Below are 24,304 nucleotides of genomic sequence, written 5' to 3'. Positions count from 1 at the left end.
GCCTTTCACAAAACTGTAAGCTTCTCAGTTCTAGTTCTTCTTCTCTAAACGTTTCCGAAAATCCGTTATGCAGACCCGCGTACGCCGCTGCGGATCCCAGATTAGTTTGACAGCATTCTTGGCTTCGAAAGCGGGAGAATCGGTCACGCCCCTTACGTAGACATCCATCACAGTAAAGCTGACATCGCCGAATACATCCATTCCAAATTTATGACTGAAGATGACGATCAGATCTCCGTCATCCTCTGATTGAGCAAATGAAAAACGGCCCCAATCCCCGAACTCTTTTTTGGCTGTCTCCAAGACGGCAGGATTACCCGTCTCATTTTCAAGAAACACGGATTTCGCGGCGACGACTGCTGGAGCAAGAGATGCTTTCTCCGCTGAAGCGCGTGATGGCCTTCCAAACAAAGTGGCGACCACCAGGAGCCCGGTTAAGACATAGCATCGCCAATCCTTTCCGCTCATCACCGATCAATCTCTCCAAGCACAATATCAATCGACCCAATCACACTCACCACATCCGCCAGCAACTTGCCTTTGCACATCGTCTCCAGCGCCTGCAGCGTAGCGTAGCTGGGGTTGCGCATGTGGACGCGATATGGCTTCGCCGTCCCGTCCGAGACAACGTAATATCCCATCTGTCCGCGCGGGCTTTCGATGCCTTGATAGACCTCGCCAGCCGGTACGCCAAAACCCTCGGTCACAATTTTGAAGTGATGGATCAGCGACTCCATCTGCGTCTTCATCTGTTCGCGGTCGGGAAGGATGATCTTCGGAGCGTCGGCCACGATGCGCCCGGAGGGAAGTCCCTCGAGCGCCTGTAGGCAGATCTTTACCGACTCGCGCATCTCCAGCATTCGGACTTCGTAGCGGGCCCAGACGTCTCCATCGGTCGAGGTGGGAACGTTGAACTTGAACTTGTCGTAGCCGGAGTAGGGCATGTCGCGGCGCAGGTCGAAGTCGACGCCACTGGCACGCAGCGGAGGCCCGGTCACGCCGAGAGCGATGGCGTCCTCGGGCGAGAGATAGCCGACACCCTTCAGGCGGCCGATCCAGATCGGGTTGCCGGTCAGCAGGTTCTCGTACTGGTCGATGTACGACGGCATCGTATCGAGGAACTTGCGAATGTCCTTATAGAGGTCGGTTGGCGGCTCCAGGCTAATGCCGCCGATGCGGAAGTAGCTGGTCATCATGCGCTGGCCGGCAACGGCCTCGAAGATGCGCAGCAGAGCTTCGCGCTCACGGAAGCAATAAAGGAAGACGGTCAGCGCGCCGATGTCCATGGCGTGTGTTCCCAGCCAGACCAGGTGCGACTGGATGCGCGTCAGTTCGTTGAACAGAACGCGCAGATATTGCGCGCGCTCGGGAATCTCAAGGCCCAACAGCTTCTCGACCGCGAGGCAATAACAGAGATTGTTCGACATCGGCGAGAGGTAGTCGATGCGGTCGGTCAGCGGGACAACTTGCTGGTAGAACTTCGCCTCGCAGGTTTTCTCGATGCCGGTATGCAGGTAGCCGATGTCCGAAGCCAGACCTACGACGGACTCACCATCAATCTCCACGACGAGCCGGAGCACGCCGTGCGTCGACGGATGCTGCGGTCCCATGTTGATGACCATGGTGTGGTCTTTGGTTGTGCCGGTGCTGTGTGCGCGGGCATCGGCGAGAACGTCGTTTACACCGGGGTTCTGCGCGGAGTAGCGCTTGATTGCTTCTTCTTCTGCGACAGGAGCCATTAGCGGTAGCCCTCCACGGGGTAGTCCTTGCGTAGGGGATGACCCTCCCAGTCCTCGGGCATCATGATGCGGACGAGGTTGGGATGGCCGGCGAAGTGGACGCCGAAGAGGTCGAAGATCTCGCGCTCATAGAAGTTGCACGAGGGCCAGACGGAGATGATGCTGTCGACATTCGCATCGTCGCCAGAGAGGCGCACGACGAGCCGAATACGTTCCTTCAGCTTGTGCGAGAGGATGTGGTAGCTGATCTGAAAGCGCGGCTCGGAGGGATACCAATCAACAGCGGTGACGTCTTCGAGGAAGTTGTACCCGGCGGCTTTCACTGCGTTCGCCGCTTCAATGATGTTCTCGCGGTTGACCGTGAAGGTGAATTCGTTGCGATCGAACTTGGCATCGACGGCCAGAGCGGTCAGAGCCTTTACTGAGGCGTTCTCGGGCTGAGCCTCAAGAACAGCGGCAAATCCGGCGATCTTGCTTGCGGGATCGTACATTTACAGGTCTCCCTTGTCGTTCGACCAGTCCAGGATGCCCTTCTTCCATACATAGAAGAGGCCGACGGCGACGAAGCCGAGGTAGACGATCATCTCATTGAAGCCGAAAAACTTCGAGCCAGTGATCGCGGGCAGGCGGCGGAAGATTACAGCCCACGGAAGCATGAAGACGGCTTCCACGTCGAAGAGGATGAACAGCATCGCTACCATGTAGAAGCGGACGGAGAATCGGCCGCGCGCGTCGCCGACGGGATCCATTCCGCACTCGTATGCGCCACCCTTGGTGCGGCTGTTTTTATGCTTGCCGATGAAGAAAGATGCGCCTACCATGCCGCACGCCAACCCCAGCGCGACCAGCACCTGAAGCACGAGCGGAAGGTAATTCCAGATGTATGGGTAACTTTGCATGGCCACTTTTGAGACTAAGAGTGCGACTGTCAAGTGTCAAGCAAACAAGGAGTTGAGTGTGGTCTCGTGGAAAGGATTGTCCCGTTCTTGCGGCGGCTGGGAGTCATTGCAGCAGCAGGGAATACGCCGCAATGACGCGGTCACCGAAGACCGCCGAGAACAATCCGCCGAGTGCGAGGAAACTGCCGAAGGCGATGCGGGTCGTCACCGTCCCTCGACCTTTGGTAACCAGGGCGACGGAGTAAATAGCAGCGGTCAGGACGCCAACAAACAATGCAAGAATCGCCGGCCAGAAGCCGAGAAATGCGGCAATCATCGCCAGCAGCTTCACGTCGCCCATGCCCATGCCCTCGCGTTGGCGCAGGGCCTTGTAGATCCAGCGGATGGAGAGCAGAAGCAGCGCTACGCCGCAGGCGGCGGCCAAACGGCCAAAGATCAGGTGCTCCGGTCCAGTCAGAAAGACGTTTCCCATGGAAGCAAAGCTGCCCGGACTGCGCAAGCGGAGCTGGTGAGTCGAGTTCAGCACGATCTGGTCTTCGCCTGGAGCAAGAAAGATCGCCTCGCTGCATGTAAGGAAGAATGCCGCCGCCATCCCGCCCAAGGTGAACGCATCCGGCAGAAGGTAGGTCTGCCAATCCATCATCATCAGGCCAATCAGCAGAAAGCCAAGAAGGGCGATCGAGAGGGTTGAGACCGCGGAGATCGCCCACTCTTCCGTGCTGTAACCCTGGCCAGGTTGGGCCGAAGAGACCATCCTCGCAAACCCCGAGACCGCGATAGCAAACCATGCCGCCGTCGCAATCTCGACCGCAGGATACTGCCAGGAAATGGCCGCTTTGCAATCGCGGCAGCGCGCTCTCAGCGCCAGCCAACTCAGGACAGGGAAGTTGTCGTACCAGCGAACCGTGTGCCCACAGGACATGCACCGCGACCGCGGAGTCACGACGCTCGCGCCCTGCGGCAGACGGGCGATGCAGACGTTCAGGAAGCTCCCGAAGATCAGACCCACGAAGGCCGCTGCCGCCTCCAATAACAGAAAAAGTTGTGCGGAAACGGTCACCTCTCCAGTATGCCTTCGCCCGGCTTACTTCGGGTGGCCGGCAGACGCAGCCGGAGCGGGGCGCGGAGCCGGCGCGGGAGCCGCCCGGGGTGCTGGAGCCGGAGCGGGAGGGCGCTGCGGAAGAACCGGCGCTGACCGCACGACAGGCACAGGACGGCTGCCACCTTCGGGCGCCGAGTAGCCAGGCCTCTGCACGACCGTCGACTGACGCGTTGTTCCGTCCGTCGACTGCGCCGGATGCCACGGGGCTCGCGCGTTCGATGACGGAGAACCATACAACGTCGAGGGCTGCACGCCCGTTACCGGAGCTCCGGTCGGGTCGGCGGCGTAGTCTCGCCGCAGCCCCGCTCCCACCGTCGCGCGAGCGTTGCTCGATGCATCGTGCGCTGGAACCTGGCCTCCCGCGCGAGGAAGAGGCATCACTCGGATGCCAGCGATCACGCGCTCTCCGGTATCGCGGCGCTCAAGCCTGTTGGGATCAGGATTGTTCGAATTGGGTCGCTTGATGGGGTGAACGGGCGCAACCGGCATTGGCCCTCCACGACCGCGAAGGATCGGATGGACCGGCCCCGGCTTTGGCAGAGGACGTCCGGGCTTCTTGTAGTAAACGGGAGCGCGGCCGATGTACACACCGCCGTCCGAGTAGCCGCCAAAGCCAAATGCCCCGCAGTTAAGCCCTGGGCTCCAAGCCCATCCAAAGCCGTCCCAGTAGTTCCAGTTGCCGCAGTGGTAGGGAAGCCATCCCCAGCCGTAGCCCGACGCCCAAACGTATCCTGCAGGCGTATACGCCCAGCTTCCGTAGCTGTAGGGATCGAACGAGGTCTGAGCCGAAGCGTCATCGCTGCCATCATCAACCGACTGCGCTGCAGCATCCGGCTGCCACATCTCGCCCTGCCCGGGGACGTTGTACCAGTTTCCATTCGCGTCGAGATCAGACCAGCCATACCCCTGGTCACCCGCATACTTCGACCGCACATCGGTCTCACTCCCCGACTCGCCCGCGGCAGCCGCATCGCGGTCAAGGTTCCACTGGTCCCAGCTCTCCGGCGCAACGATCTCCCTAGCCATGTATGCTCCCCCCTCGGACTCATCGCCTGCTCGCACTGTCTGCCCAGCCGTAGCCGAGACATCTGACCCGCTGGCTGCAACTAGGTGCGCGCTTCCATCCAAGATCGAGATCGACGCTGGTGGCTGATCGAAGTTGATGCGCGCAATTACATTTTCCACTGGAGAAAGCTCGTCCCCACCCGCGTCAACCAGGTAGTGATACTTCGTCCCACCGCGCAGCTCTACGTACGCCAGTCCGCCCAGGATAGCGATGCGGGTCTGATACTCGCCGCTGCTGTCGATGCCGAGGTTCACCAGTCCCGTGCCGGAGTGCGGCGTCAACCGAAGCAGGCTGCCGTCCTCAAACTCCACTTCCGCCTGTCCGTCGTCGCCGGTCGACAGCACCGCACCCTCAACCAGGGGCAGATTCACCACCGCCTTTGATCCCGACGACGTGCCATTCTGTTCCACACGCACATCGCCCGCCAGATAGGTTAGCCGCGCCGTGCGAAAAGGCTTGGCATCTTCAGCGAAGACAGTCCCCGTTGCAAGAGCCACGAGAACGGCAAAGGTCCCCAGAAACACGGCCTTGCTGTGGTTGGAGAAGAGGGACTTCGGGCTGGTAAGCAGAGGAAAGAGGGACATTGATGCAACTCCCATTGTGTTGCGCTACAGTCGTGCGCTCTCGTCGCACAATTCATGGAAACACAGGCGACAGAAATTAGACGTGCTGCAGCGGGCACCGGGACTAAAAAATCTGGCGGCGGTAACGCAGGTGGGTCTAGAGCGTTGGTTACGAGGGTGATTGCGCTGCCTGCAATAGCCGCGCCGCCCGCTGACGCACCCGTTGCAACAAGTCGCCGTCGTCGGCCAGCGAGCGCAGCGTCGGCGTGATCACACTCACCTCAACAGCTCTGCCAGCGTCCACTTCTTCGGCAAGGCTGGCGATGGTGGCATCCAGCCCCAGCCGGTCGAACCGATGCTGAAAGTCCAGCCTTCGGCCCACATCCAACGTCCGAGCAATGCCGGTAAAAAGTTCGGTGAGCACGACGACCCTCTTGTTCTCCGAGAAGTTATAGGTGCAGCTTCCGTCGCCACCATAGCCGGAGTAGTGCAGCGTCTTGCTGCCCGTGTCGGCGATGTTCTTCGCCTTCGAGGCACAGGCGGTATTGAAGCGGTCAAGCGCCCGGGCGTTTGCGAAGATCTTTTCGGTCGCGGCCTTGCTCAGGGTGACGGTACGGGAGATGTGCTGCGTCGGCGGCGGATCAGCGTCCGGGGCTCCTCGCGAGGTGGCTGCCTCTTCGGCCTCGTAGCGCGCTGTGCCGGTCTCATCGACCGTGAGGGTGAACATCGGGACGGGTAGACCTGGATGCTCGAAGTGGAACGAAACCTCCGAGGCTGTGGGCTGCGTCTGAGAGAGTCCAGCGAAGGGAACAAGGAGCAGAAAAGTTGCGGCAAAGCTTCGTACAAGTGCGGTCAACGAGTGGCTCCCTGCAGGGTCAGCGTCTGCGCGGTGTGGATGTGGCAGATGGCGATGGCGAGCGCGTCGCAGGCATCGGGTGACTTTGGAATCTCGTCGAGTTCGAGCAGCCGCGTCACCATGAACTGTACTTGCTCCTTGGCGGCAAGGCCATAGCCGACAACTGCGCTCTTGATCGAAAGCGGAGCATACTCGACGACGGGCATCTTGCAGGTAGCGGCCGCAAGCATCGCAACTCCACGAACCTGTCCGAGCTTCAGCGCGGACTTGGCATTGGCGGAGAAAAAGACCTCTTCGATTGCCACAACGTCCGGCTCATGCCGTGCGATTAGCTCGATCAGTTCGGCGTAGACCTGCGCCAGTCGCTGCGGCGTGGTCTCTTTCTTGTTCAGCTTGATGGTCCCGGCGCAGAGGTGGAGAAGCTTCGGGTTGCGCGCCTCGTGGTCCATCTCGACCACGCCGTAGCCGGTGAACTCGGTGCCGCAATCAATGCCGAAGACGCGCATGGTGGAAGTTTATCGCAACTGGATCGACAGGCTTCCATACCTGCGAAAGAGCGCGGTAAAGCACATACGTATCAGGCCGAAGTAAAAACCTGGTCATTTGTCCTGGTGATGGAATAACTCGGTCGCCGAATAATTTCTATATGGAAACGATTTTTGCTTCAGGCTCACCATGCGGATGTAGCCGGCCCGACTCTTTTCCGCCGAATAATCCCAATCCAGAAACACTCCAGGTCGCGCTCAAATTGTCTCAAGGAGAATCCATGACGATCCGTCCGAAATACTTCCTAAGTCTCTCTGCGCTCTCAGTCTCACTCGCCAGTAGTCTATCTTTCGCGCAGCTTCAATCGTCCAGCGTAGCTTCGATCACGCCGGTTGCAGCAAGCGCGCAGACTGCTGTCCCTGCGCTTGTGCCTTTCTCAGGGATTGCCGTTGACCGGGAAGGCCGCGCGCTGAGCAGCGAGACAGCGATGACCTTTCTTCTCTTCAAAGACCAGACTGGTGGCGAGCCGATCTATACCGAAACCCAGACTGTCGTTCCCTATTCGGATGGCCATTACACCGTCCGCCTCGGTTCAACCCGGAGCAGTGGCATCCCTCTCGATCTGTTCGGCTCAGGCGAAGTCCGATGGCTGGAAGTCCAGGTTACGGGGCAACCAACCCAGCCTCGAACCCTGTTTACCAGCGTTCCATACGCGCTGAAGGCTGCGGACGCGGCTACGCTTGGAGGCTATCCAGCTTCGGCCTTCGTGCTTGCTGGTCAAACGGGCCAGTCTTCGAGCGCGCCGGCTGGAGTTAAATCAGCTATCACGCCTGCCGCAGTAACGAATGTCACAACCAGTCTCGGAGGTAAGCCGGGTACGATTCCGACGTTCACGACCAGCAACAACATTGAGAGTTCGAATATTTTTGTCAACGCGACGGGGTTAGGCATCGGACGTTTGCCAGCCGCTATGCTGGACGTCAACGGTAACGCGGTCATTCGCGGCTCACTCGGCTTCTCCCGGTCGGCCGATGCCACGACAACGAAAGCGTTCCCGTCCTTCCCGTTCTACTTTCAATCGTCGGTCCACAATAGCTCGAGCAATTCCAACGTGCTGCCTTTTTTCCAGATCGAGACTGAGCCCACCGGGAACAATACGGCAAGCACCGGAGCGACGATGAACTTCCTTTACTACAGCGGTATCGGCGGCGCCGGACCACAGGAGACCGGGTTCTTCTTGAACCCGAACGGGACCCTCCACTTCTCCCCGGCTCAGATCTTCCCTGGCGGGACCGGGACCGGCAACGCCGTTTGCATCGCAGCGAATGGAGGCTTTGGAGGTGGCGGCACGACCTTCATCGCACCGAACTTTACTGTGCCTGCGGGCGGCGGTTGCACAGCATGGTCAGGCTTCACAAAGACCGCCAGCACTGTCGTCTTAACGACGGGTGGTACAGGATGTGTTTCGACCGATGGAAAGAAGCTGACGCTCAGCGTAACGAGTGCCGACCCAGACTTTTTAGGGGTGGGAACCATCGCATCGGATTACATCCAATTGACACGGCCATCCGCAACCGGGACATTCACCAGCGGTTCAGACGAGGGTTATTTCAATGGAAGCGCTGTACAGACAAGCTGCACGGCGAGTCTGTTGCAGCTCGACGAGAACAATGACTAACTGATCGCACGGCGGGTGGTGAGGCCCGCCGTGCGTCTCACTTGGAGATGCCTTCAAGCGGAGAACTAGCCGTCGCGTAAAGCTTCCTCGGCATCCGTCCCGCAAGAAACGCCTGCCGCCCAGCGAGCACAGCATGCTGCATTGCCTCGGCCATCAGAATGGGATCGCTGGCGGCAGCGATGGCGGTGTTCATCAGCACCGCATCAAAGCCGAGTTCCATGGCGAGGGCCGCGTCCGACGCCGTTCCGACACCGGCGTCGACAATCAGCGGGACCTCGGTGATGAGCTCGCGCAGGATCCTAAGGTTGGCCGTGTTCTGCAGGCCGAGACCGCTGCCAATGGGCGCTCCCAGAGGCATGACGGCGGCGGCACCGGCATCGATGAGGCGCTTGGCGAAGACGATGTCGTCGGACGTGTAGGGAAGCACAGTGAAGCCCTCTTTCACGAGAACGCGGGTCGCCTCAAGCGTGGCCTGGATATCCGGATACAGGGTCGCCTGATCCCCAATGACCTCGATCTTGACCCAATCCGACAGGCCTACCTCGCGGCCAAGACGCGCGGCGCGGATGGCTTCCTCGGCGGTGTAGCAACCGGCCGTATTGGGCAGAAGGAAGTAGCGCTCCGGGTCGAGGAAGTCGAGCAGCGACTCACGCGAGCGGTCGAGATTGACGCGTCGCACGGCAACGGTGACCATCTCCGCGCCGGAGGCTTCGACGGCAGCCTGGGTCTCGGCCCCGTCCTTATACTTGCCCGTGCCAACGATCAGGCGCGACTGAAATGCCTTTCCCGCGATTACCAGAGGACTCATCATGTGGACTATTTTACGGCGGAAGTGTGGGTGTCGCGCAAAAGCGAACGGCCCGCATCGAGGATCGATGCGGGCCGTTCGGCGGTGATCTGGTGGGATTGACTTGAGGCGTCCACACTCGTGCATGGGCCGCTGCGGGGATACTTGAGAAAAACCGCTGGGACTAGAGCTAGGACGCTCTAAGCCTCAGTCACCTCACGTAGCGTTGTGCAACTGGAACAATCAATTTTCATAGGCTGGACCATCCTCCTTTCCCGTGTAGCTAGAAAATAGACCCGTGGGAGTTGGAAGTCAAATAGCCTGTGAAAAACGGGAATCATTCTTGCCACGGCCTGAAAGCCCGGTCGTAGGAGCTACTTTAGATAAGCCCTCACCAGGTCGATCAGCTCCTCCCCAAGCTCCGGCGTCAGCGGCACCCGGCCATCCTGCAGCAGGTGCAGCCGTATGTGATCTTCGAGCACCTCGGCCATCAGGCCGTTGATCCCTCCGCGAACCGCCGCCAGCAGCATCAGCACATCCGCGCACTCGCGGTCTTCTGCCAGGGTTCGTTCCACTGCATCCAACTGACCGCGAAGTCGCTTGACGCGGTTCAGCAATTTCACACGTTCTTTACCGGGTTTGTCGTTCGTCATGGCTCCCGCCTATACCCTACCGGGGTATACTAATCTCATATAAACACTTTTCATATCTGAACCCGCTTGGCCGAAAGCGAATCCGTCCTCATGCAATTTTGCACGACGTTCATCTCGAAGCATGAAAATCAAAGGCTTATGACATCAATCTGGCGACTCTGGGGAGCGACGGCTCTGCTACTGGCGATCGCCTCCGGCCTCCAGCCTACAGCCTCTGCTCAAACGATACCCGATGCCCCGCAGGCGTCATCGGCTGCCGACTCTGCAGCGCGCGCGGAGGTGCCTCCGGCTGAGAGCGCTCCGGTCACCGTATTCCCGCACTCCAATACGTCCCGGTTCTATGCCGCGGGCCAGACCAACATCATCTTTCAGGCCGATCCGGCCTTCCATTCCCCGTACGAAGGCGTGAACAGCTTCATCAATCGAGGGGAATACAAAGTCTCCCTCGTCGGCACGCTCTATCTCGGCATGCAGCTCCGCAAGAATCCGCGCACTGAGACGGACTTCCTGCTGGACTTTGAATCGGCGGGCGGGCGCGGTCTCAGCGAGGCTCTGGGCATCGCCGGCTTTACCAACCTCGACGTCGTTCGCAATCCGAACCTCGGATCAAAGCCGTATCTTGCGCGGGTGCAACTTCGCCAGACGATAGGCCTGACGAGCAAGATGGTTGAGGCACAGCGTGGTGTTTTCAACCTGGCCACGCTGGTGCCGGAACGCCGCTTCGAGATCCGCGCCGGCAAGATGGGTCTACCTGATTCGCTCGACATCAACTCCATCGGCACGGACAGCCATCTCCAGTTCATGAACTGGACCGTGGACAACAACGGCGCATGGGACTATGCGGCGGACACACGCGGCTACACCTACGGTGTCGTGACCGAGTACGACGACAGGCAATGGACAGCACGCTATGCACTGGCTCTGATGCCCACTGTGGCGAATGGCATCGATCTTGACTGGGCTCTCCGGCGCGCGAGCGGGCAGAACTTCGAGTTCGAGTCTAGATTTCCCTTGCTTCGCAGCGGCGCCGGAGAAGGCCGAAAGACAGTCGTCCGCCTTCTGGGATACGCCAACCACGCCCACATGGGTCTCTATCGCGATGCGATCAACGCCTACCTAAAAGGCACCGACGCGGTACCGGACATCGTCACTCACGAACGTAACAGCGAGGTGAAGTACGGCTTCGGGTTAAACGCGGAGCAGGAGCTATCGAAGGAGCTTCGCGTCTTCGGCAGAGTCGGCTGGAACGAAGGCCAGCACGAATCCTTCGCCTACACCGAAGTTGATCAGACCTTCGAGGTCGGCGGCGACTATGCAGGATCACGCTGGAATCGCCCGCTCGATAAGATCGGCATCGCATTCGTCACCAACGCGATCAAGCACGATCACCAGGAGTATCTGAAACTTGGCGGCCATGGCTTCATCCTTGGTGACGGCAACCTGAGCTATGGCCGCGAGGACATCCTCGAGGGCTACTACAACGCCCACGCCTGGCGCGGCCTCTTCTACGCCTTCGATACGCAGTTCATCGATCATCCGGGCTACAACACGGCGCGTGGGCCGGTCATCGTATTCAGCGTCCGCTCGCATATCGATTTTTAGAGGCCCGTTGCAGAAGAACAGGGCCGCCGGTAGACGCATCCAAGAGTCTTACTGCATGTATGGTTCTCAGTAGTAAAGGGCGGTGCCACTCGCAATGAAGATGACCCAGGTTACACAGAACTCCTATCAACTGAACCGGCTTGGATTCGTGAACTGCTACCTGGTGCGGGAGAATGACGGCTTCACTTTGATTGATACCGGCATCTTCAGTAGCAGCGCTGCGGGCATTCTCGATGCTGCGCGGGAGCTTGGCGGGACGATTCGCCGGATTCTGTTGACACATGCTCACACGGATCATGTGGGCTCAGTCGATGCGCTGGTGAACAAGCTCGGAGCAGATCAGGTTGAACTGATCTCGAACGAACGAAGCCTGCCGATTCTGCGGACGCCGCCCGATCTGTCCATGCGGCCGGGCGAGGCTCCGGGAAAGATCAAAGGTGGTACTCCCGGCATCAAGTCAAAGCCGACCCGTCTGCTGGTTGAAGGAGAGACGGTCGGCTCGCTCAGGTGCATCGACACGCCGGGCCACATCCCCGGCCACATGTCGTTCCTCGATGAACGCGATGGAACACTGTTTGCAGGCGATGCGCTGGTGGCGGTGGGTGAGCTGAATGTAAGCAACCACGCGCCTTGGTTCTTTCCGTTTCCCAAATTTGTAACGTGGAACGCCGAAGTTGCAGTGTCCAGTGCAGAGAACCTGCTTGCCTACCCCATTGAGAGATTTGCCTGCGGCCACGGTCCGGTGCGTCAGGGCGGCATACCGGCGTTGCGTCAGGCCATCGCAAAGGTCAAAGCTTAACCTTCGGCTGCGAAGTGGATCACGAATCGTTTGCTATGCTGACTTATCAAGCGCAGGTTGGCTTTGAGGGAGATTTGAATGTCTGAAGAAGTAGTTGTGAGTGCGGCTGAGACGCCGGTGCCGTCGGTCAAGATCACGGTTCGTCCGAATGGCCCATTCCGGGTTGAGGGTCTGATTGAACTGGTGGACGTGAACGGAAATGTGTGGGATTTGACAGGCAAGCCGGCGATATCGCTCTGCCGCTGCGGACTCTCGTCCAAGCGCCCGTTCTGCGACGGAACCCACGGCCGCGAGGGCTGGAAGTGCGACGCTAGCCCGATTCCGGTCGAGCCGGTAGCGCTGGGCTAAGCTTTGGAGAACCGAAATAAATGAAGCGGCTTCTGTTCGTCTGCGCGAGGAATCGTCTTCGCTCGCCGTCGGCAGAGGCCGTCTTTGCCGGGGTTGACGGTATCGAGACCAGCTCTGCGGGTACTGCTCCGGATGCCGAGTGCGTAATCGATGTGGAAATGGTGGAATGGGCGGACGCCATCTTCGTGATGGAAGCGCGGCAGAAGAAGTTTTTGCAGACCAGATTCGCTGAAGCTCTGAAAGACAAGACCGTCGTTTGCCTGGGAGTGCTGGACCGTTACACCTACATGCAGCCCGAGTTGGTGGACCTTTTGAGACAGAAGATGGCCCCGTACCTTGGCCGCGCAGCAAGCAGTACGAATTTGTGAGACGAGGTAATCGTGACCGTATTCCGTAAAGCAGTTCTCGCACTGGGAGTTTCGATTTCTCTATCCGCTGCTCTGCCATCGTTCGCTCAGGATGTCGCTGCGAAGCCGGAACATCACGATCACGAGTACACCCGGCAGGAAGAGATGATCCCTGCCCGGGACGGCGTGAGGCTTCACGTCGTCATCCTGCGGCCGGTGGGCTCTGAAAAGTCTGGCCCGTCGCTGCCGTTCCTTATCCAGCGCACGCCGTATGGAGCAGAGCACGCTACCTCCGAGCGGATCAATATGTCCAAGCCGGAGCTGGTTGCCAGCGGCTATATCTTCGTCCTCTGCGACATTCGTGGCCGGTACAAGTCCGAAGGCACCTTCGTGATGAACCGCCCCATCGTCGCGCACCATTCGAAGCAGGATGTCGACGAGACCACCGACACCCGCGACACCATCGACTGGCTGCTGAAGCATGTGCCCAACAACTCCGGCAAGGTGGGCGTGTTCGGTGTGTCTTATCCCGGCTTCCTCGCCATGATGGCCGGCATCGACGCTCATCCTGCCGTGAAAGCAATCTCTCCTCAGGCGCCCATGACGAACGTATGGAAGGGTGACGACTTCTTCCATAACGGTGCCTTCCGCGAGACCTACGGCTTCGACTATGTGCAGCAGTTAGAGGCACAGAAGACCGACGTCCCCGCTGACTCCAAGGAAGACCAGTACAACTTCTTTCTTGAACATGGGAACTTCGCCGGCGCAGCCGAGGCTGCGAAGATGAGCAATCTGCCCACCGCGAAGATCTTCCTCACGCAGCCGGCTTACACGAAGTTCTGGCAGGACATGGCCGTCGAATCGCACCTGACCAAGGTCGAGGTGCCAACGCTTGAGGTCGGCGGATGGTGGGATCAGGAAGACATGTGGGGCACGCAGGCCGAGTACGCCGCGCTGAAGCCGCACGATAAGAAGGGCGAAGTCTTCATGGTGCTCGGCCCATGGAACCACGGCGGATGGGGCGGCCCGGGCAAAAACTTGGGAGCGGTAGACTTTGGCGCACCCACGGGCGAAGACTATCGCAAGACCATAGAATTTCCATTCTTTGAGAAGTACCTCAAAGGCCAGAGTGGCTTCGATCTGAAGGGCGTAGCCAGCTTCCGTACCGGCGTCAACCAGTGGGAGCATTACGATGTCTGGCCACCGGTCAGTGGCTTCAAGGGCGAGAAGCTCTATCTCGGCGCGGAGCATGCGCTTGGATTCATCGCGCCCACAGGCGACTACAACACCGTTGCCGGTGCCTATGTTGCCGATCCCGCCGACCCGATTCCTTTCCGCGCGCGGCCCGTTGAATCGACCTATGGAACCGGATCGCGATGGAGACCATGGCTGGTGGAAGACCAGCGCTTCGTCAGCGAGCGCAAGGATCTTGCAAACTTCACAACGCCGGTGCTCGACCACGATGTGACGGTCACGGGAGACATCGTCGCCGACATCTTCGCCGCAACCACCGGAACCGATGCCGACTGGGTAGTCAAGCTGATCGATGTAAGCCCCGATGACGCTCCCGCGCCCATGAACGGCTATCAGTTGATGATCGTCGACGAGATATTCCGCGGGCGCTATCTCAAGAGCTTCGAGCATCCCGAGGCCATCAAGCCCAGCGAAGTGAACGAGTACAAGTGGAGTCTCCACGGCGCGGACCACACCTTCCTGAAGGGGCACAAGATCATGGTCGAAGTGCAGTCAAGCTGGTTCCCGCTCTACGACCGCAACCCGCAGACCTTCGTTCCAAACATCATGTCCGCACCAGCTGGGGCATACAAGGCTCAGACCATGACCATCTACGGCTCGCCGAAGTATCCTTCGCGCCTGGAGTTTCTCAGCCCGAACTAAGTGCAACTCTTGGGTTAGTCTTCACTCGAAAGCGCGCTTCGCTTGCTAAGGTTAAAGCAGTTTCGCCCAGCACCCAAGAGGAGAGCTCGAGAGATGTCGATCAAGACGATCAGCACGCGAGAGGTGTATCGCAATCCCTGGACGAGCGTTCGCGAAGACGTGATCGAGCGTGCAAACGGCCAGCGCGGAATCTACGGAGTCGTCGATAAAGACCCAGCCTGCATCGTCATTCCGCTTGAAGTTACAGCCGAAGGCGAATTCCTGTATTTGATCGAGCAGTTCCGCTACACCGTCCTTGCAAATCATCTGGAGTTTCCGCAGGGGGGATGGGAGACCGCCGATGTCGATCCTGAAGAGCTCGCTCGCGGAGAGCTGCGCGAAGAGACTGGCCTCACGGCAGGGAAGATGACCCACCTCACGACCTTCCAGATTGCCTACGGCGTAATGAACCAGAAGCAAGTCTGTTTCCTCGCGGAAGACCTCAAGTCCGGCGAGTCTGAACCTGACGCTGAGGAACATGACCTAGTGATTCACCGCGTACCATTGGAGCGATTCGAAGCAATGATCCTCGACGGCACCATCGTCGACAACTGCACGGTGGCGGCGTGGGGAATTTACAAGCTCTGGCGCGGCCAGCAGCGTTAGTCGAACTTCACTCGGCGGATGCTGCTTCTGTAGGCTCCGCCTGCCATTCTAAGTTCAATCTGATATCGTCCAGTCCGGCGAGGGTTGTAGACCAGCGCTGGCCGAAAGCACACGACGCATGTGCCTCCAGCATGACGAACGCTGGGATAGATGATTCCGTTCGAGCGGTCGCTGAGTAGTTTGCGGGCGAGCGCCTGCGGAATTACGTAGCACTGTGGCACGGGACCGTGCTGAAGGCAGTCCTCGTAAGCTTCCAGGGGCTCAAGCGAATGGAACGCGGTGTTGAAGTCCGCCTGCCAGTCGTCGTACTCCGAGAGTTCATGGTCAGGCCGCTCGTCCGGTAACTCCGGCACGACGATCTCCCCCAGGTGCTCGCCGCGGTGCCAGATCACCTCTGCGAGCGATGTCTCCAGCTTGATCGCCGCGTACCAGGCTCCCCGACTTGCGTCGTTGAACCGGCTGCCGAATGGGTTGGGATGAAGGTATGCCGCTCGCACGATGTGCGCGTTCGGAATTCCGTAGACCAACTCAAAAGGCGTGATGCCGGAGAGACCATGATGTTCACCCTGGATACGATCGTTGGTTGCGCCGTCGAGCAGCATCATGTCGGCGAGCATCGATTCATCGTCGGCCACGTCGGCAAGCACCGTTCCACCTTCACTGAACTTCGAAGGGATCAGGCGATGCACGCCGCGCTTGCGAAATGGCTGGAGTGGAGGGCTAGCCACGGCGATCTTAGTGCCCGCCACGCCAGGCGTCCAGCATGCGGCGGACTTCGACCATCCCCGGCTGGCCATAGCGCAGCATATATGCAATCGGCGCGCGACCGGCAAAAAGCGGCCCGCGATTTTCGAGCGTGATCCAGCGATCCGACCATGGCTTGCTGAAGTAGATGTTCAGCGCCTTATAGATACCGATCACCAGTGAAATTCGGGTAAGCGTGTCCTGGTCGAGCTTCTTACCGCCCGGATTCGACCGCCATGTGTGGAAGGTGGACGAAGCTACCCCGCCAAGCAGACCGCGCGACTGCACCTCGTTTAACTCCCACTTGGATGCGATGTTGAGGAATGCCTTCAACGCACTCGCGCTCAGCCGGGCTCGTTCGCGCTCATCCGCGAGGTTCGCCGCGTGCTCAAAGGGATAGCCGGTGACACTGGGAGCGAGTTGTTCAACGAGTAGGGCAGCTGGCAATCAACACCTCGATTCCGTGATGTATTATCACCGAAATCGAGGTGCTATTGCAACGTGGTTCTAGACGTTTAGAAAAAGCTCGCCGTATCGGCCAAAGCGAAACGCAGGGGAGAGACCCCAGATTCTCACCATTGACACAGTCGATCGAGTTGAACCCGGGACAGTTGTCGCTCTACTTTTTCCCAAAGACGTCACCCATCCGCCGGATCTGGGCACCCACTCCGCGTAGCTTCTCTTCCATGCGCTCGTAGCCACGGTCCATGTGATAAACGCGGTCGAGAATGCTCTCTCCATCGGCTACGAGTGCCGCCAGGACCAGCGCCGCGGAGGCCCGAAGATCAGAGCACATCACGGCTGCGGACTGCAGCGGAGTCCTTCCGCGCACCGTCGCCGTGCGGCCGGAGACGGTGATGTTTGCGCCCATGCGGATGAGTTCGTTCACGTGCATGAAGCGGTTCTCGAAGATGTTCTCCGTCACGATGGACATGCCCTCGGCCTGCGTCGCTAGTGCCATATACTGCGCCTGCATGTCTGTGGGGAAGCCGGGATATTCTTCCGTCGAGATGTCGACGGCCTTGAGCGTGCCGCCGCCTTCGGAGCGTACGCGGATGTTATCGGTGCCGACGTCGAGCCGCACGCCCGCCTGTTCTAGCTTGCCGATGATTGATCCGAGGTGCGAGGGATCGCAGCAGTCGACGATGAGATCGCCGCCGGTGATCGCACCGGCGATGAGGAACGTGCCCGCTTCAATGCGATCCGGGTTGATTCGGTAGCGCGCGCCATGCAGGCTCGATACCCCCTGCACCTTGATCGTCGACGTGCCAGCGCCTTCGATCTTCGCGCCCATGGCGATCAGCAGCGCGGCAAGGTCGGTGACCTCGGGCTCGCGAGCACAGTTCTCAAGGATGGTCTCGCCCTCGGCCAGCGTGGCCGCCATCAGGATGTCTTCCGTCCCGGTAACGGTGATCTTGTCGAAGACGATGTGCGTGCCCTTCAGGCGGTCAGTCTTCGCTTCAAGATAGCCGTGATCGTAGGTGACGACAGCGCCCATCTGTTCGAGGGCCTTGATGTGCAGGTCGATCGGGCGACCGCCGATGGCGCAGCCACCCGGCATTGCGACGCGAGCTATGCCGGTGCGGGCGAGGAGCGGCCCAAGCACCAGCGAACTCGCACGCATGGTCTTGACGATCTCGTACTTGGCGACCGGATCGGAGAGGATAGCGCATTTGATCGACGTCCGATGTTGGGCGCGACCATAGCCCAGCTCGACCTCCGCACCCATCGATTCAAGCAGCTTGCGTTCGGTCTCGATGTCGCGGACCTGGGGAATGTTTTCGAGGATGACCTCGTCAGCGGTGAGGATGGCGGCGGCCATGCAGGGAAGCGCGGAGTTCTTCGCTCCGGATATCTTGATCGTGCCGAGAAGCGGGTTGCCGCCGCGTACTACAAACTTGTCCATCTCCTTAGTTTATGGGGATTCGGGGTGGAAATGGGTGGCGGGGGTGGTTCAGTCATTCTGCTAGAGTGTTGCCATGATCGGACGACCGGAGCGGCACGAGGCAGCGGAGTTTCACTGGAACTACATCAACCAGGTGGAGGGCGACGATCCTTTGGCGGCTCTTCTGAACCAACTGCCGCAGTTTGAGGAGCTCCTTGGAGAATTGTCAGAGGAACGTTCACTTCATCGCTACGCTCCCGGCAAGTGGAGCATCCGGGAATCCATGAGCCACGTCACCGATACGGAGCGCATCTTCGCAGGCCGAGCGCTGTGGTTTGCCCGCGGCCTGAACGACCCTTTGCCCAGCTTCGACCAGGATGTCTCAGTGGCCGGAGCCGATGCGGATAGGGTGCGTCTTGCCGATCACCTGGAGGATTTTCGCCAGGTCAGGCTCTCAACCTTGACGCTCTATCGAAACCTGCCGCCAGATGCCTGGATGCGGAGCGGAACCGCAAGCGGAAAGAGCTTCACCGTGCGCGCGATGGCATTTCTTCTGGCTGGCCACGCTGAGCATCATCTGACGCTCTTCCACGAAAAGTATCTGGCCTGACGGAAGACCTTGTCTTTTGATCCAAAGAGCTAATAGGGTCGCCATGCCTGCGTTCGCCTTACGCGAGAAGCGCTTCAAGAGCCTTTCCCGGCCTTCTTGAACGTTCTTGTTCAACAGAAAATTGTTAGCGCGCAGATGACGCCAAGGTGCAATGACTTTTGCGGATAGAAAAACTAAACTGACCTTGCAGCTGATCCGTTGAAAGTTTGATTGTGGGCCATTATCCAGGGTCTATTGCACCACCTGACCGACGAAAGAACTGCCGTCCGATTGCGAGGGAAGAGTGATAACCCGTTCCGTGTCGTCACGACTGACTGTGTTACGTTTCCCCCTGATTGTTTTAGTCGTTTTTTTTCACGCATATACAGCCTCGGTAGACCTGGCGGGAGGCGGCATAGCAGGGTCACAGCAAGTGGATCCGGTTTCGGCGTTTGTTCGGATCTTTGTCTCAAAGGGCTTCGGGAATCTCGCGGTTCCACTCTTCTTCCTGGTCTCCGGCTTCCTGTTCTTTCAGAAATATGATGGTTCGTGGGCGACCTATAAGGAAAAGCTCTCGCGAAGAGTCAAGACACTTCTGATTCCGTTTCTTATCTGGAACTTCGCAACCTACCTGGTCTATTTCGCCGGCGAGTCGATCCCCGCCACCAAGGTGTATTTCGCGACGAAATACTGGCCGCCCATTCGATCGTTTACAGCGCTTGATTATGCGAACGCGTTCTTCGGCTTCACCGTCAAATTTCCGATGTCGTACCAGTTCTGGTTTATCAGGGACCTGATGGTGATGGTCGTTCTGTCGCCGCTGATCTATCTACTGCTAAAGCGCCGAGCGGTGGCGATACCCTTCCTGACCATCATGCTCGCCTTGTGGATGACGGGCTATTGGCCCCTGGTTGTTCCCGGATCTGAGACGCTGTTGTTTTTCATCGCAGGTTGCTACATCGCGTCAAAAAATATGGATCCGACGCGCCCCGATCCCTGGATTGTTCCTTTGGGTGTAGGTTTCGGAAGCCTGCTGTTGCTCGTGGATGTCCTGATGATTACGACTCAGACGAACCCTGAAGTGCTAAGACTTATCGTGAATTCGATGATGCTATTCGGCCTGCCCTTTGCGTGGGGTCTCACAAAATGGGCGGTAGATCGGCCCAAATGGCGCTCGCCGCTGGAACGTCTGGCGGAGGCCAGCTTCTTCGTCTATGCCGCGCACGAACCCCTGCTGTCGATTCTGCGAAAGGTATCCTTCCGTCTTATTCAGCCACACAGCACAGTTTCGGAATTGTTGCTGTTCTTCCTGGTTCCCATCGCAGTAATTGTGTTTTTGGTCGCGGTTTATACCATCCTGAATCGAGCGCTGCCGCGGTTTACGGCCGTCATCACCGGGGCGGAGGGAAGGCAGTGGAGAGCGAAGGAGAGTCAAGGGAATCCCGCTCAAGCGGGCAGTCCAAAAACGGAAGGGGGCGAAGCTGTTACGCTTCGCCCTTCACTTGAAACGGAATCCATGAGTCGATAGGGTCTTACAACTCCAGCCTGGAGTCTTCAATCGCCAGCCGGACGTTTCCGTCAGACTTCGTCAGGCGTCGTACAGCTTCCATCTTGTCCACGTTCGCCTTCAGCATCACGACGGCGATCGGAATCGACTTGCCTGCAGACTTGATAGTGCGGATCGCGGTATCGCGGTCGATCTCGCATACGGTCATCAGAACACGGATGCCGCGCTCGACGAGCTTGGCGTTCTTCATGTGTACGTTGACCATTAGGTTGTCGTACACATATCCCAAACGGGTCATCGCTCCCGTGGTGATCATGTTCAGGATCATCTTTTGGGCGCTGGAAGCCTTCATGCGGGTCGAGCCTGAGACGACCTCCGGGCCAACCTCGGCGACGATAGTCGTGTCGGCGACCTCCGCCAACGGGGTGTGCAGGTTGCAGACGACGGCGGCGGTCTTGGCTCCGCGTGCGCGAGCATACTCAACGGCACCCACCACATACGGTGTTCGGCCGCTGGCCGAGACGCCGATTACGATGTCTTTCCGGGTAGGACGGCGGCGGGCAATGTCACGCTGGCCAATCTCTGGAGAATCTTCATTCACGTCGGAAGCAGAGGCGAGTGCCTTCGGGCCGCCGGCCATGATGTACTGGACCTGCTGCGGAGTGGTCGAATAAGTCGGCGGGCACTCAGAGGCATCAAGCGCTGAAATTCGTCCGCTCGATCCGGCTCCAACGTAGATTAGGCGTCCGCCGTCGCGAAGTGCGCGGGCCACGGTGTCGATCACGACAGCGATTTCGGGAAGTGCCTTCTTGATTGCCGCCGCCACTTTGGCGTCTTCGTGGTTGATGATGCGGGCAATCTCAAGAGCCGATTTCTTGTCAAAGCCCTCGGACGCTGCGTTCGCCGTCTCGGTTGTGATCAGGAGCGGATCTGACACGTAGTTTGTACCAGCCTTCTGTACGATGGGGAGGTCGGGCAGTGTGAGAGTAGCCATAGGTGTATGCGATCCTGAGTCATTCTACTGCTAACTTTGATGTTGTCCATAGGGAATGGTGATGCATGGATAACGCCGCTGATTCGCCCGCAAGGTGTGCAGGTCGCTATGTGGTCTTTCCGACATAGCGCCTCTGGGATCTCATCGATTGCGGCTGCCAGCGCCGAAGTGGTCCGACCTTGGGGCTGAGCCGGCTTCCGAAACACAGAGGTCGGCAGCGTGGCCGACCATCAACTTACCCCGTAGTCTATTCGACCATTCATTTTGCACACTCCATCTTTTGGGTGAGAACGCGAACTCATGGCTCATACGACTTCTTGAATCGATGAAGTCGAGCCTAAAAGAGGATGCCGTACGTTCGCAAATGGGGATGCGAGCGTACGGCAGATTTTTTGGCGAGCCAGAGCGATTCGTTGCCCGACAGTGTGGTCTGCCGTGCCATTCACGAAGACGTGCCGTGGAGTTCACCCGCGTAGATGGCTACTGTTGAGCATTCAATGGACTAGTCCGGCCTGCGGGATGCAGCACTTCGTTGATGCTTGGTTCACCCTTGTGGCCGAAGAGTTCCGGATGAATGTAGTGGCCCCGTTCTTTCTCGGTCTTCTCTACCTCGTTGGGGAGACGATGCGCGTTCGCCCATGCGTCCTGACGAACTCCTGTGACCTGCCAGGAGACTTTGACGTTGCCCTGTTCGGTGCGGATGACGAACTTCCCATTGCTGATCTCGGAGGCGATCATTGCCCGGGAGAAGCTGCCAACCGTGGTGAGTTGGTACCGGAAGTCGCGGTTCAGAGCTTCGAAGTAGTCGGGCATGATAATGACGGCTTCGCCGCTGCCATTGGTGACTACGTTGCCGTTGTAGATGTTCATCATGTCGGGGGACTCTACGAATGAGTGAACAAGGTACTTGTTGGCGGGATCGATGGGGTCGTCGATCTTGAAGGCTCCGGAGGACTTGTATAGATTTCCATAGACATCCACCGCACCGATGAAGACAGCTGCTGTACTTTGCGTGCTCTCGCCGGCGGAGTAAACGTAGAGTCCGACACCGTTTGGAGAGCCACCAAAGGCAACGACACCGTCGCCACCGAAGGGGCTGGTGCCGCCACCACCGTCACCGCCGGTGAATTCGCCGCCGAAGCCGCCGGAACTGCTGGTGCCCAGGGGATTTCCAACACCGCCAATGCCGACTACGCCATTTCCACCGTAGGTGCTTATCGTCGACGAGCTTGTTGCCACTCCGCCATAGCCAAGGACGCCGGTGCCCCCTGAGCTGTAGTTCACGGTGCCAGAGGAGCCCCCGTATCCGGCGATGCCGTTTGGCAAATAGGGAGCAGTGTTTGAGTAGACGCCGGTGTTGGTGACCTGAAATGCGGGCTTGGCAGTGCCCACACCTGATGCGGCGTATGGCAACGCCAGGGTGCCGGAGGGCCCTTGCGGGCCAGTAGCTCCGGTTGCGCCCTTAGGTCCCGCAGGGCCGACTGGCCCGGCTGGGCCAGCCGGGCCCTGGGTGATGGGGAAGGTCTGGGATGGGGAGAAGTGGATGACGCCGTTTCCGTTGAAGTAGAGACCGCTCTCAGCCGGTGCGGCACCGACCCCGCTGTAGTACATAAAGTTCAGCGTCGCTCCCGCGGTGGCCGTGTTGTTCCCAGCGGGTTCGGTCATGAGTTGGAAGTAGGGAAGCACGTTCTTTCCCTGCGACGTGTTGTAGACCGACGACTGCATGAGGATAGGGTAAGAGTTTGCTCCGGCTGAAGTCGTCGCATCGCCCGCGCGGGAGACCCCCATCGATCCGCGGAAGGTGGAGGTTCCGCCGATGTCCAGGGTTGCGTTCGGGAAACGGCCGATGCCGATGCCGTTGGCTGTCTGATAGACGATGGAGTTGCCGATGGTCGAGGTGCCAGTAAAGACAGGCATCAGTCCAGCAGTGCCGCCTGGTGTTGTGACCGAGGTCGATGTCGTAACGGCGGGAGTGACCGCCGGGGTTGCGTCACTCTTTGGCACCACATTCGATACCGGCTGTTGCGCCATCGCGGCTGCGGTAGATGCGACTAGAAGGCCATAAGCGAAGGCAATTCGTGTGATTTGACGTGAGTTCATGACGTCTCTCCTGCGGTCTGTAAATTGTTTTGCAGTTAGATCTGTATCTTTGAGGGATTAACGAATGTCATTGAGATGCTGGATGTAGGCGTAGTTTGAAGCTTTGGCGGGTAGCAACTGGCTTAGGGAGTAGTGAGCCCAAAGTACCTTACGTTTCCTTTCAGGTCACTCGCTAAAGCGATTTCCTGCCGGATTTCGGTCTATGGCCGTATTTTCGCGAGGGGATTGATACATCGGAGAGGCTTTTCGGCGTCCAGTCTCGATCGCCGCCGCTGGGCTTCGTGAACGAGCGAGTGTAAATTGGTGAAGGGAAAGGTCTCCAGCTGGCACTGTTGGAGGCTACTTGACCACAGGCAGGAGCGATCACCGACGTGTCTCAGGCAGAAGATCTACAGCCACATCCGGCCAGCGCCCCCAGCCCGGAGCTCCCGCCGGATTCCGGTGCGATGGTCGACCCTTTACAGGCTGAACCCGCCGGTCACAGTAACGATTCCGCAGCGACCGCTCTGCGCCCGTGGACATCCTCCTGGGCACGGGACATCCTCGTCTCCGTCATCGTCTCGGCGTTCATCATCGTCTTCCTGTACCAGCCGGTTCGCGTTGAAGGCACCAGCATGTTGCCCATGCTGCAGGATGAGGATCGGCTCTTCATCAATAAAATTGCGTACCGCGTGGGCGACATTCATCACCTGGACGTGGTCGTCTTCCTCTACCCCCACGATCACTCGAAGAGCTACATCAAGCGGGTCATTGCGGTGGGCGGCGACCGGCTGAGGATTGACCATGGGCAGGTCTACGTCAATGGTGAGCCGCTCAAAGAGGGCTATGTCCCCATCCGATATGAGGACGAACGTTCGCAGCCGGAGACGGTCATCCCGCCGCACGAATATTGGGTGATGGGTGACCACCGGAACATCTCCAGCGACAGCCGTGACTTCGGTCCCGTAGCGCGCGATCTCATCTACGGCAAAGCGGCGTTTGTCTACTGGCCGGTGGATCAGATGGGCGTAGTCCGCTAG

25 protein-coding genes are annotated in these 24,304 nt (G+C 59.0%); 10 read left to right on the top strand and 15 right to left on the bottom strand.

Annotated elements, in window-relative coordinates:
* Positions 1-30: 30 nt before the first annotated feature.
* The 8 genes from HDF16_RS17680 to ruvC all read right to left on the bottom strand — a co-directional run bounded on the left by HDF16_RS17680 (position 31) and on the right by ruvC (position 6,731).
* Positions 31-468 (bottom strand): hypothetical protein, encoded by a 438-nt coding sequence (locus HDF16_RS17680; protein ID WP_184219511.1) that lies wholly within the window; start codon positions 466-468, stop codon positions 31-33.
* A complete protein-coding gene (gene nuoD, locus HDF16_RS17675) occupies positions 468-1,739 on the bottom strand; it encodes an NADH dehydrogenase (quinone) subunit D (protein WP_184219508.1) in 1,272 nt (423 codons plus the stop codon). The genes HDF16_RS17680 and nuoD overlap by 1 nt, the downstream gene beginning before the upstream one ends.
* The gene (locus HDF16_RS17670) at positions 1,739-2,230 is read right to left on the bottom strand and encodes an NADH-quinone oxidoreductase subunit C (protein ID WP_184219506.1); all 492 of its coding nucleotides are present in this window, start codon (positions 2,228-2,230) and stop codon (positions 1,739-1,741) included. Before HDF16_RS17670 ends, nuoD begins: the two co-directional genes overlap by 1 nt.
* Positions 2,231-2,638, bottom strand: a complete 408-nt coding sequence (locus tag HDF16_RS17665) for an NADH-quinone oxidoreductase subunit A (protein WP_184219503.1) — start codon at positions 2,636-2,638, stop codon at positions 2,231-2,233. It abuts the gene before it with no gap.
* Between the two features lie 103 nt (positions 2,639-2,741).
* Complete coding sequence (locus tag HDF16_RS17660; RefSeq protein ID WP_184219500.1) at positions 2,742-3,698, bottom strand: prepilin peptidase; 957 nt, start codon at positions 3,696-3,698, stop codon at positions 2,742-2,744.
* Positions 3,699-3,722: 24 nt separating this feature from the next.
* Positions 3,723-5,390, bottom strand: coding sequence for a DUF6600 domain-containing protein (locus HDF16_RS17655; protein ID WP_184219497.1), 1,668 nt, complete (start codon positions 5,388-5,390; stop codon positions 3,723-3,725).
* 148 nt (positions 5,391-5,538) lie between these two features.
* Positions 5,539-6,225, bottom strand: coding sequence for a hypothetical protein (locus tag HDF16_RS17650; protein ID WP_184219494.1), 687 nt, complete (start codon positions 6,223-6,225; stop codon positions 5,539-5,541).
* Positions 6,222-6,731, bottom strand: a complete 510-nt coding sequence (gene ruvC / locus HDF16_RS17645) for a crossover junction endodeoxyribonuclease RuvC (RefSeq protein ID WP_184219492.1) — start codon at positions 6,729-6,731, stop codon at positions 6,222-6,224. The genes HDF16_RS17650 and ruvC overlap by 4 nt, the downstream gene beginning before the upstream one ends.
* Before the next feature lie 260 nt (positions 6,732-6,991).
* Here ruvC and HDF16_RS17640 point away from each other — a divergent pair, with 260 nt between their 5' ends.
* The gene (locus HDF16_RS17640; protein ID WP_184219489.1) at positions 6,992-8,389 is read left to right on the top strand and encodes a hypothetical protein; all 1,398 of its coding nucleotides are present in this window, start codon (positions 6,992-6,994) and stop codon (positions 8,387-8,389) included.
* A gap of 37 nt (positions 8,390-8,426) precedes the next feature.
* On the opposite strand, the gene HDF16_RS17635 is transcribed toward HDF16_RS17640, so the two are convergent.
* On the bottom strand, positions 8,427-9,197 hold the full coding sequence (locus HDF16_RS17635; protein ID WP_184220763.1) for a thiazole synthase: 771 nt from the start codon (positions 9,195-9,197) through the stop codon (positions 8,427-8,429).
* A 353-nt stretch (positions 9,198-9,550) separates the two neighbouring features.
* Positions 9,551-9,829 (bottom strand): metal/formaldehyde-sensitive transcriptional repressor, encoded by a 279-nt coding sequence (locus tag HDF16_RS17630; RefSeq protein ID WP_184219486.1) that lies wholly within the window; start codon positions 9,827-9,829, stop codon positions 9,551-9,553.
* Between the two features lie 138 nt (positions 9,830-9,967).
* Here HDF16_RS17630 and HDF16_RS17625 point away from each other — a divergent pair, with 138 nt between their 5' ends.
* The 6 genes from HDF16_RS17625 (at position 9,968) to HDF16_RS17600 (ending at position 15,466) form a co-directional block, all read left to right on the top strand.
* Positions 9,968-11,431, top strand: coding sequence for a carbohydrate porin (locus HDF16_RS17625; protein WP_184219483.1), 1,464 nt, complete (start codon positions 9,968-9,970; stop codon positions 11,429-11,431).
* A gap of 82 nt (positions 11,432-11,513) precedes the next feature.
* Positions 11,514-12,230, top strand: a complete 717-nt coding sequence (locus tag HDF16_RS17620) for an MBL fold metallo-hydrolase (protein WP_348641349.1) — start codon at positions 11,514-11,516, stop codon at positions 12,228-12,230.
* Between the two features lie 78 nt (positions 12,231-12,308).
* Positions 12,309-12,578 (top strand): CDGSH iron-sulfur domain-containing protein, encoded by a 270-nt coding sequence (locus tag HDF16_RS17615; protein ID WP_184219477.1) that lies wholly within the window; start codon positions 12,309-12,311, stop codon positions 12,576-12,578.
* A 20-nt stretch (positions 12,579-12,598) separates the two neighbouring features.
* Positions 12,599-12,946: a low molecular weight protein tyrosine phosphatase family protein gene (locus HDF16_RS17610; RefSeq protein WP_184219474.1), complete on the top strand. Its 348-nt coding sequence runs from the start codon at positions 12,599-12,601 to the stop codon at positions 12,944-12,946.
* 12 nt (positions 12,947-12,958) lie between these two features.
* Positions 12,959-14,821, top strand: a complete 1,863-nt coding sequence (locus HDF16_RS17605; protein ID WP_348641348.1) for a CocE/NonD family hydrolase — start codon at positions 12,959-12,961, stop codon at positions 14,819-14,821.
* Between the two features lie 93 nt (positions 14,822-14,914).
* Positions 14,915-15,466 carry an NUDIX domain-containing protein gene (locus HDF16_RS17600; protein WP_184219471.1) on the top strand — a complete coding sequence of 184 codons (552 nt, stop codon included), beginning with the start codon at positions 14,915-14,917 and terminating at the stop codon, positions 15,464-15,466.
* Here HDF16_RS17600 and HDF16_RS17595 read toward each other — a convergent pair.
* The 3 genes from HDF16_RS17595 to murA form a co-directional block, all read right to left on the bottom strand.
* Positions 15,463-16,215, bottom strand: coding sequence for an RES family NAD+ phosphorylase (locus tag HDF16_RS17595; protein ID WP_221312871.1), 753 nt, complete (start codon positions 16,213-16,215; stop codon positions 15,463-15,465). The genes HDF16_RS17600 and HDF16_RS17595 overlap by 4 nt on opposite strands.
* Positions 16,202-16,657: an antitoxin Xre-like helix-turn-helix domain-containing protein gene (locus tag HDF16_RS17590; protein ID WP_184219465.1), complete on the bottom strand. Its 456-nt coding sequence runs from the start codon at positions 16,655-16,657 to the stop codon at positions 16,202-16,204. The genes HDF16_RS17595 and HDF16_RS17590 overlap by 14 nt, the downstream gene beginning before the upstream one ends.
* 172 nt (positions 16,658-16,829) lie before the next feature.
* Positions 16,830-18,116, bottom strand: coding sequence for a UDP-N-acetylglucosamine 1-carboxyvinyltransferase (gene murA / locus HDF16_RS17585; protein ID WP_184219463.1), 1,287 nt, complete (start codon positions 18,114-18,116; stop codon positions 16,830-16,832).
* Between the two features lie 73 nt (positions 18,117-18,189).
* Between murA and HDF16_RS17580 the strand changes: the two genes are divergently transcribed.
* A complete protein-coding gene (locus HDF16_RS17580) occupies positions 18,190-18,705 on the top strand; it encodes a DinB family protein (protein WP_184219460.1) in 516 nt (171 codons plus the stop codon).
* A 283-nt stretch (positions 18,706-18,988) separates the two neighbouring features.
* On the top strand, positions 18,989-20,212 hold the full coding sequence (locus tag HDF16_RS17575; RefSeq protein WP_348641347.1) for an acyltransferase family protein: 1,224 nt from the start codon (positions 18,989-18,991) through the stop codon (positions 20,210-20,212).
* Between the two features lie 4 nt (positions 20,213-20,216).
* Here HDF16_RS17575 and murQ read toward each other — a convergent pair whose 3' ends face one another.
* Positions 20,217-21,185 carry an N-acetylmuramic acid 6-phosphate etherase gene (gene murQ / locus HDF16_RS17570; RefSeq protein WP_246409263.1) on the bottom strand — a complete coding sequence of 323 codons (969 nt, stop codon included), beginning with the start codon at positions 21,183-21,185 and terminating at the stop codon, positions 20,217-20,219.
* A gap of 480 nt (positions 21,186-21,665) precedes the next feature.
* The gene (locus tag HDF16_RS17565) at positions 21,666-23,285 is read right to left on the bottom strand and encodes a collagen-like protein (RefSeq protein ID WP_184219454.1); all 1,620 of its coding nucleotides are present in this window, start codon (positions 23,283-23,285) and stop codon (positions 21,666-21,668) included.
* A 371-nt stretch (positions 23,286-23,656) separates the two neighbouring features.
* On the opposite strand from HDF16_RS17565, the gene lepB reads away from it, so the two are divergent.
* Positions 23,657-24,304: a signal peptidase I gene (gene lepB, locus HDF16_RS17560; RefSeq protein ID WP_348641346.1), complete on the top strand. Its 648-nt coding sequence runs from the start codon at positions 23,657-23,659 to the stop codon at positions 24,302-24,304.

Source organism: Granulicella aggregans (genome assembly GCF_014203275.1).
In the GTDB taxonomy this organism is placed as follows: domain Bacteria; phylum Acidobacteriota; class Terriglobia; order Terriglobales; family Acidobacteriaceae; genus Edaphobacter.
This window is presented reverse-complemented; position numbering and strand designations above follow the sequence as displayed.

Coding starts and splice junctions, on each gene's coding strand:
- HDF16_RS17680 (WP_184219511.1), bottom strand. CDS start 468: ATGAGCGGAAAGGATTGGCGATGCTATGTCTTAACCGGGCTCCTGGTG.
- nuoD (WP_184219508.1), bottom strand. CDS start 1,739: ATGGCTCCTGTCGCAGAAGAAGAAGCAATCAAGCGCTACTCCGCGCAG.
- HDF16_RS17670 (WP_184219506.1), bottom strand. CDS start 2,230: ATGTACGATCCCGCAAGCAAGATCGCCGGATTTGCCGCTGTTCTTGAG.
- HDF16_RS17665 (WP_184219503.1), bottom strand. CDS start 2,638: ATGCAAAGTTACCCATACATCTGGAATTACCTTCCGCTCGTGCTTCAG.
- HDF16_RS17655 (WP_184219497.1), bottom strand. CDS start 5,390: ATGTCCCTCTTTCCTCTGCTTACCAGCCCGAAGTCCCTCTTCTCCAAC.
- ruvC (WP_184219492.1), bottom strand. CDS start 6,731: ATGCGCGTCTTCGGCATTGATTGCGGCACCGAGTTCACCGGCTACGGC.
- HDF16_RS17640 (WP_184219489.1), top strand. CDS start 6,992: ATGACGATCCGTCCGAAATACTTCCTAAGTCTCTCTGCGCTCTCAGTC.
- HDF16_RS17635 (WP_184220763.1), bottom strand. CDS start 9,197: ATGAGTCCTCTGGTAATCGCGGGAAAGGCATTTCAGTCGCGCCTGATC.
- HDF16_RS17630 (WP_184219486.1), bottom strand. CDS start 9,829: ATGACGAACGACAAACCCGGTAAAGAACGTGTGAAATTGCTGAACCGC.
- HDF16_RS17625 (WP_184219483.1), top strand. CDS start 9,968: ATGACATCAATCTGGCGACTCTGGGGAGCGACGGCTCTGCTACTGGCG.
- HDF16_RS17615 (WP_184219477.1), top strand. CDS start 12,309: ATGTCTGAAGAAGTAGTTGTGAGTGCGGCTGAGACGCCGGTGCCGTCG.
- HDF16_RS17610 (WP_184219474.1), top strand. CDS start 12,599: ATGAAGCGGCTTCTGTTCGTCTGCGCGAGGAATCGTCTTCGCTCGCCG.
- HDF16_RS17600 (WP_184219471.1), top strand. CDS start 14,915: ATGTCGATCAAGACGATCAGCACGCGAGAGGTGTATCGCAATCCCTGG.
- murA (WP_184219463.1), bottom strand. CDS start 18,116: ATGGACAAGTTTGTAGTACGCGGCGGCAACCCGCTTCTCGGCACGATC.
- HDF16_RS17580 (WP_184219460.1), top strand. CDS start 18,190: ATGATCGGACGACCGGAGCGGCACGAGGCAGCGGAGTTTCACTGGAAC.
- murQ (WP_246409263.1), bottom strand. CDS start 21,185: ATGGCTACTCTCACACTGCCCGACCTCCCCATCGTACAGAAGGCTGGT.
- HDF16_RS17565 (WP_184219454.1), bottom strand. CDS start 23,285: ATGAACTCACGTCAAATCACACGAATTGCCTTCGCTTATGGCCTTCTA.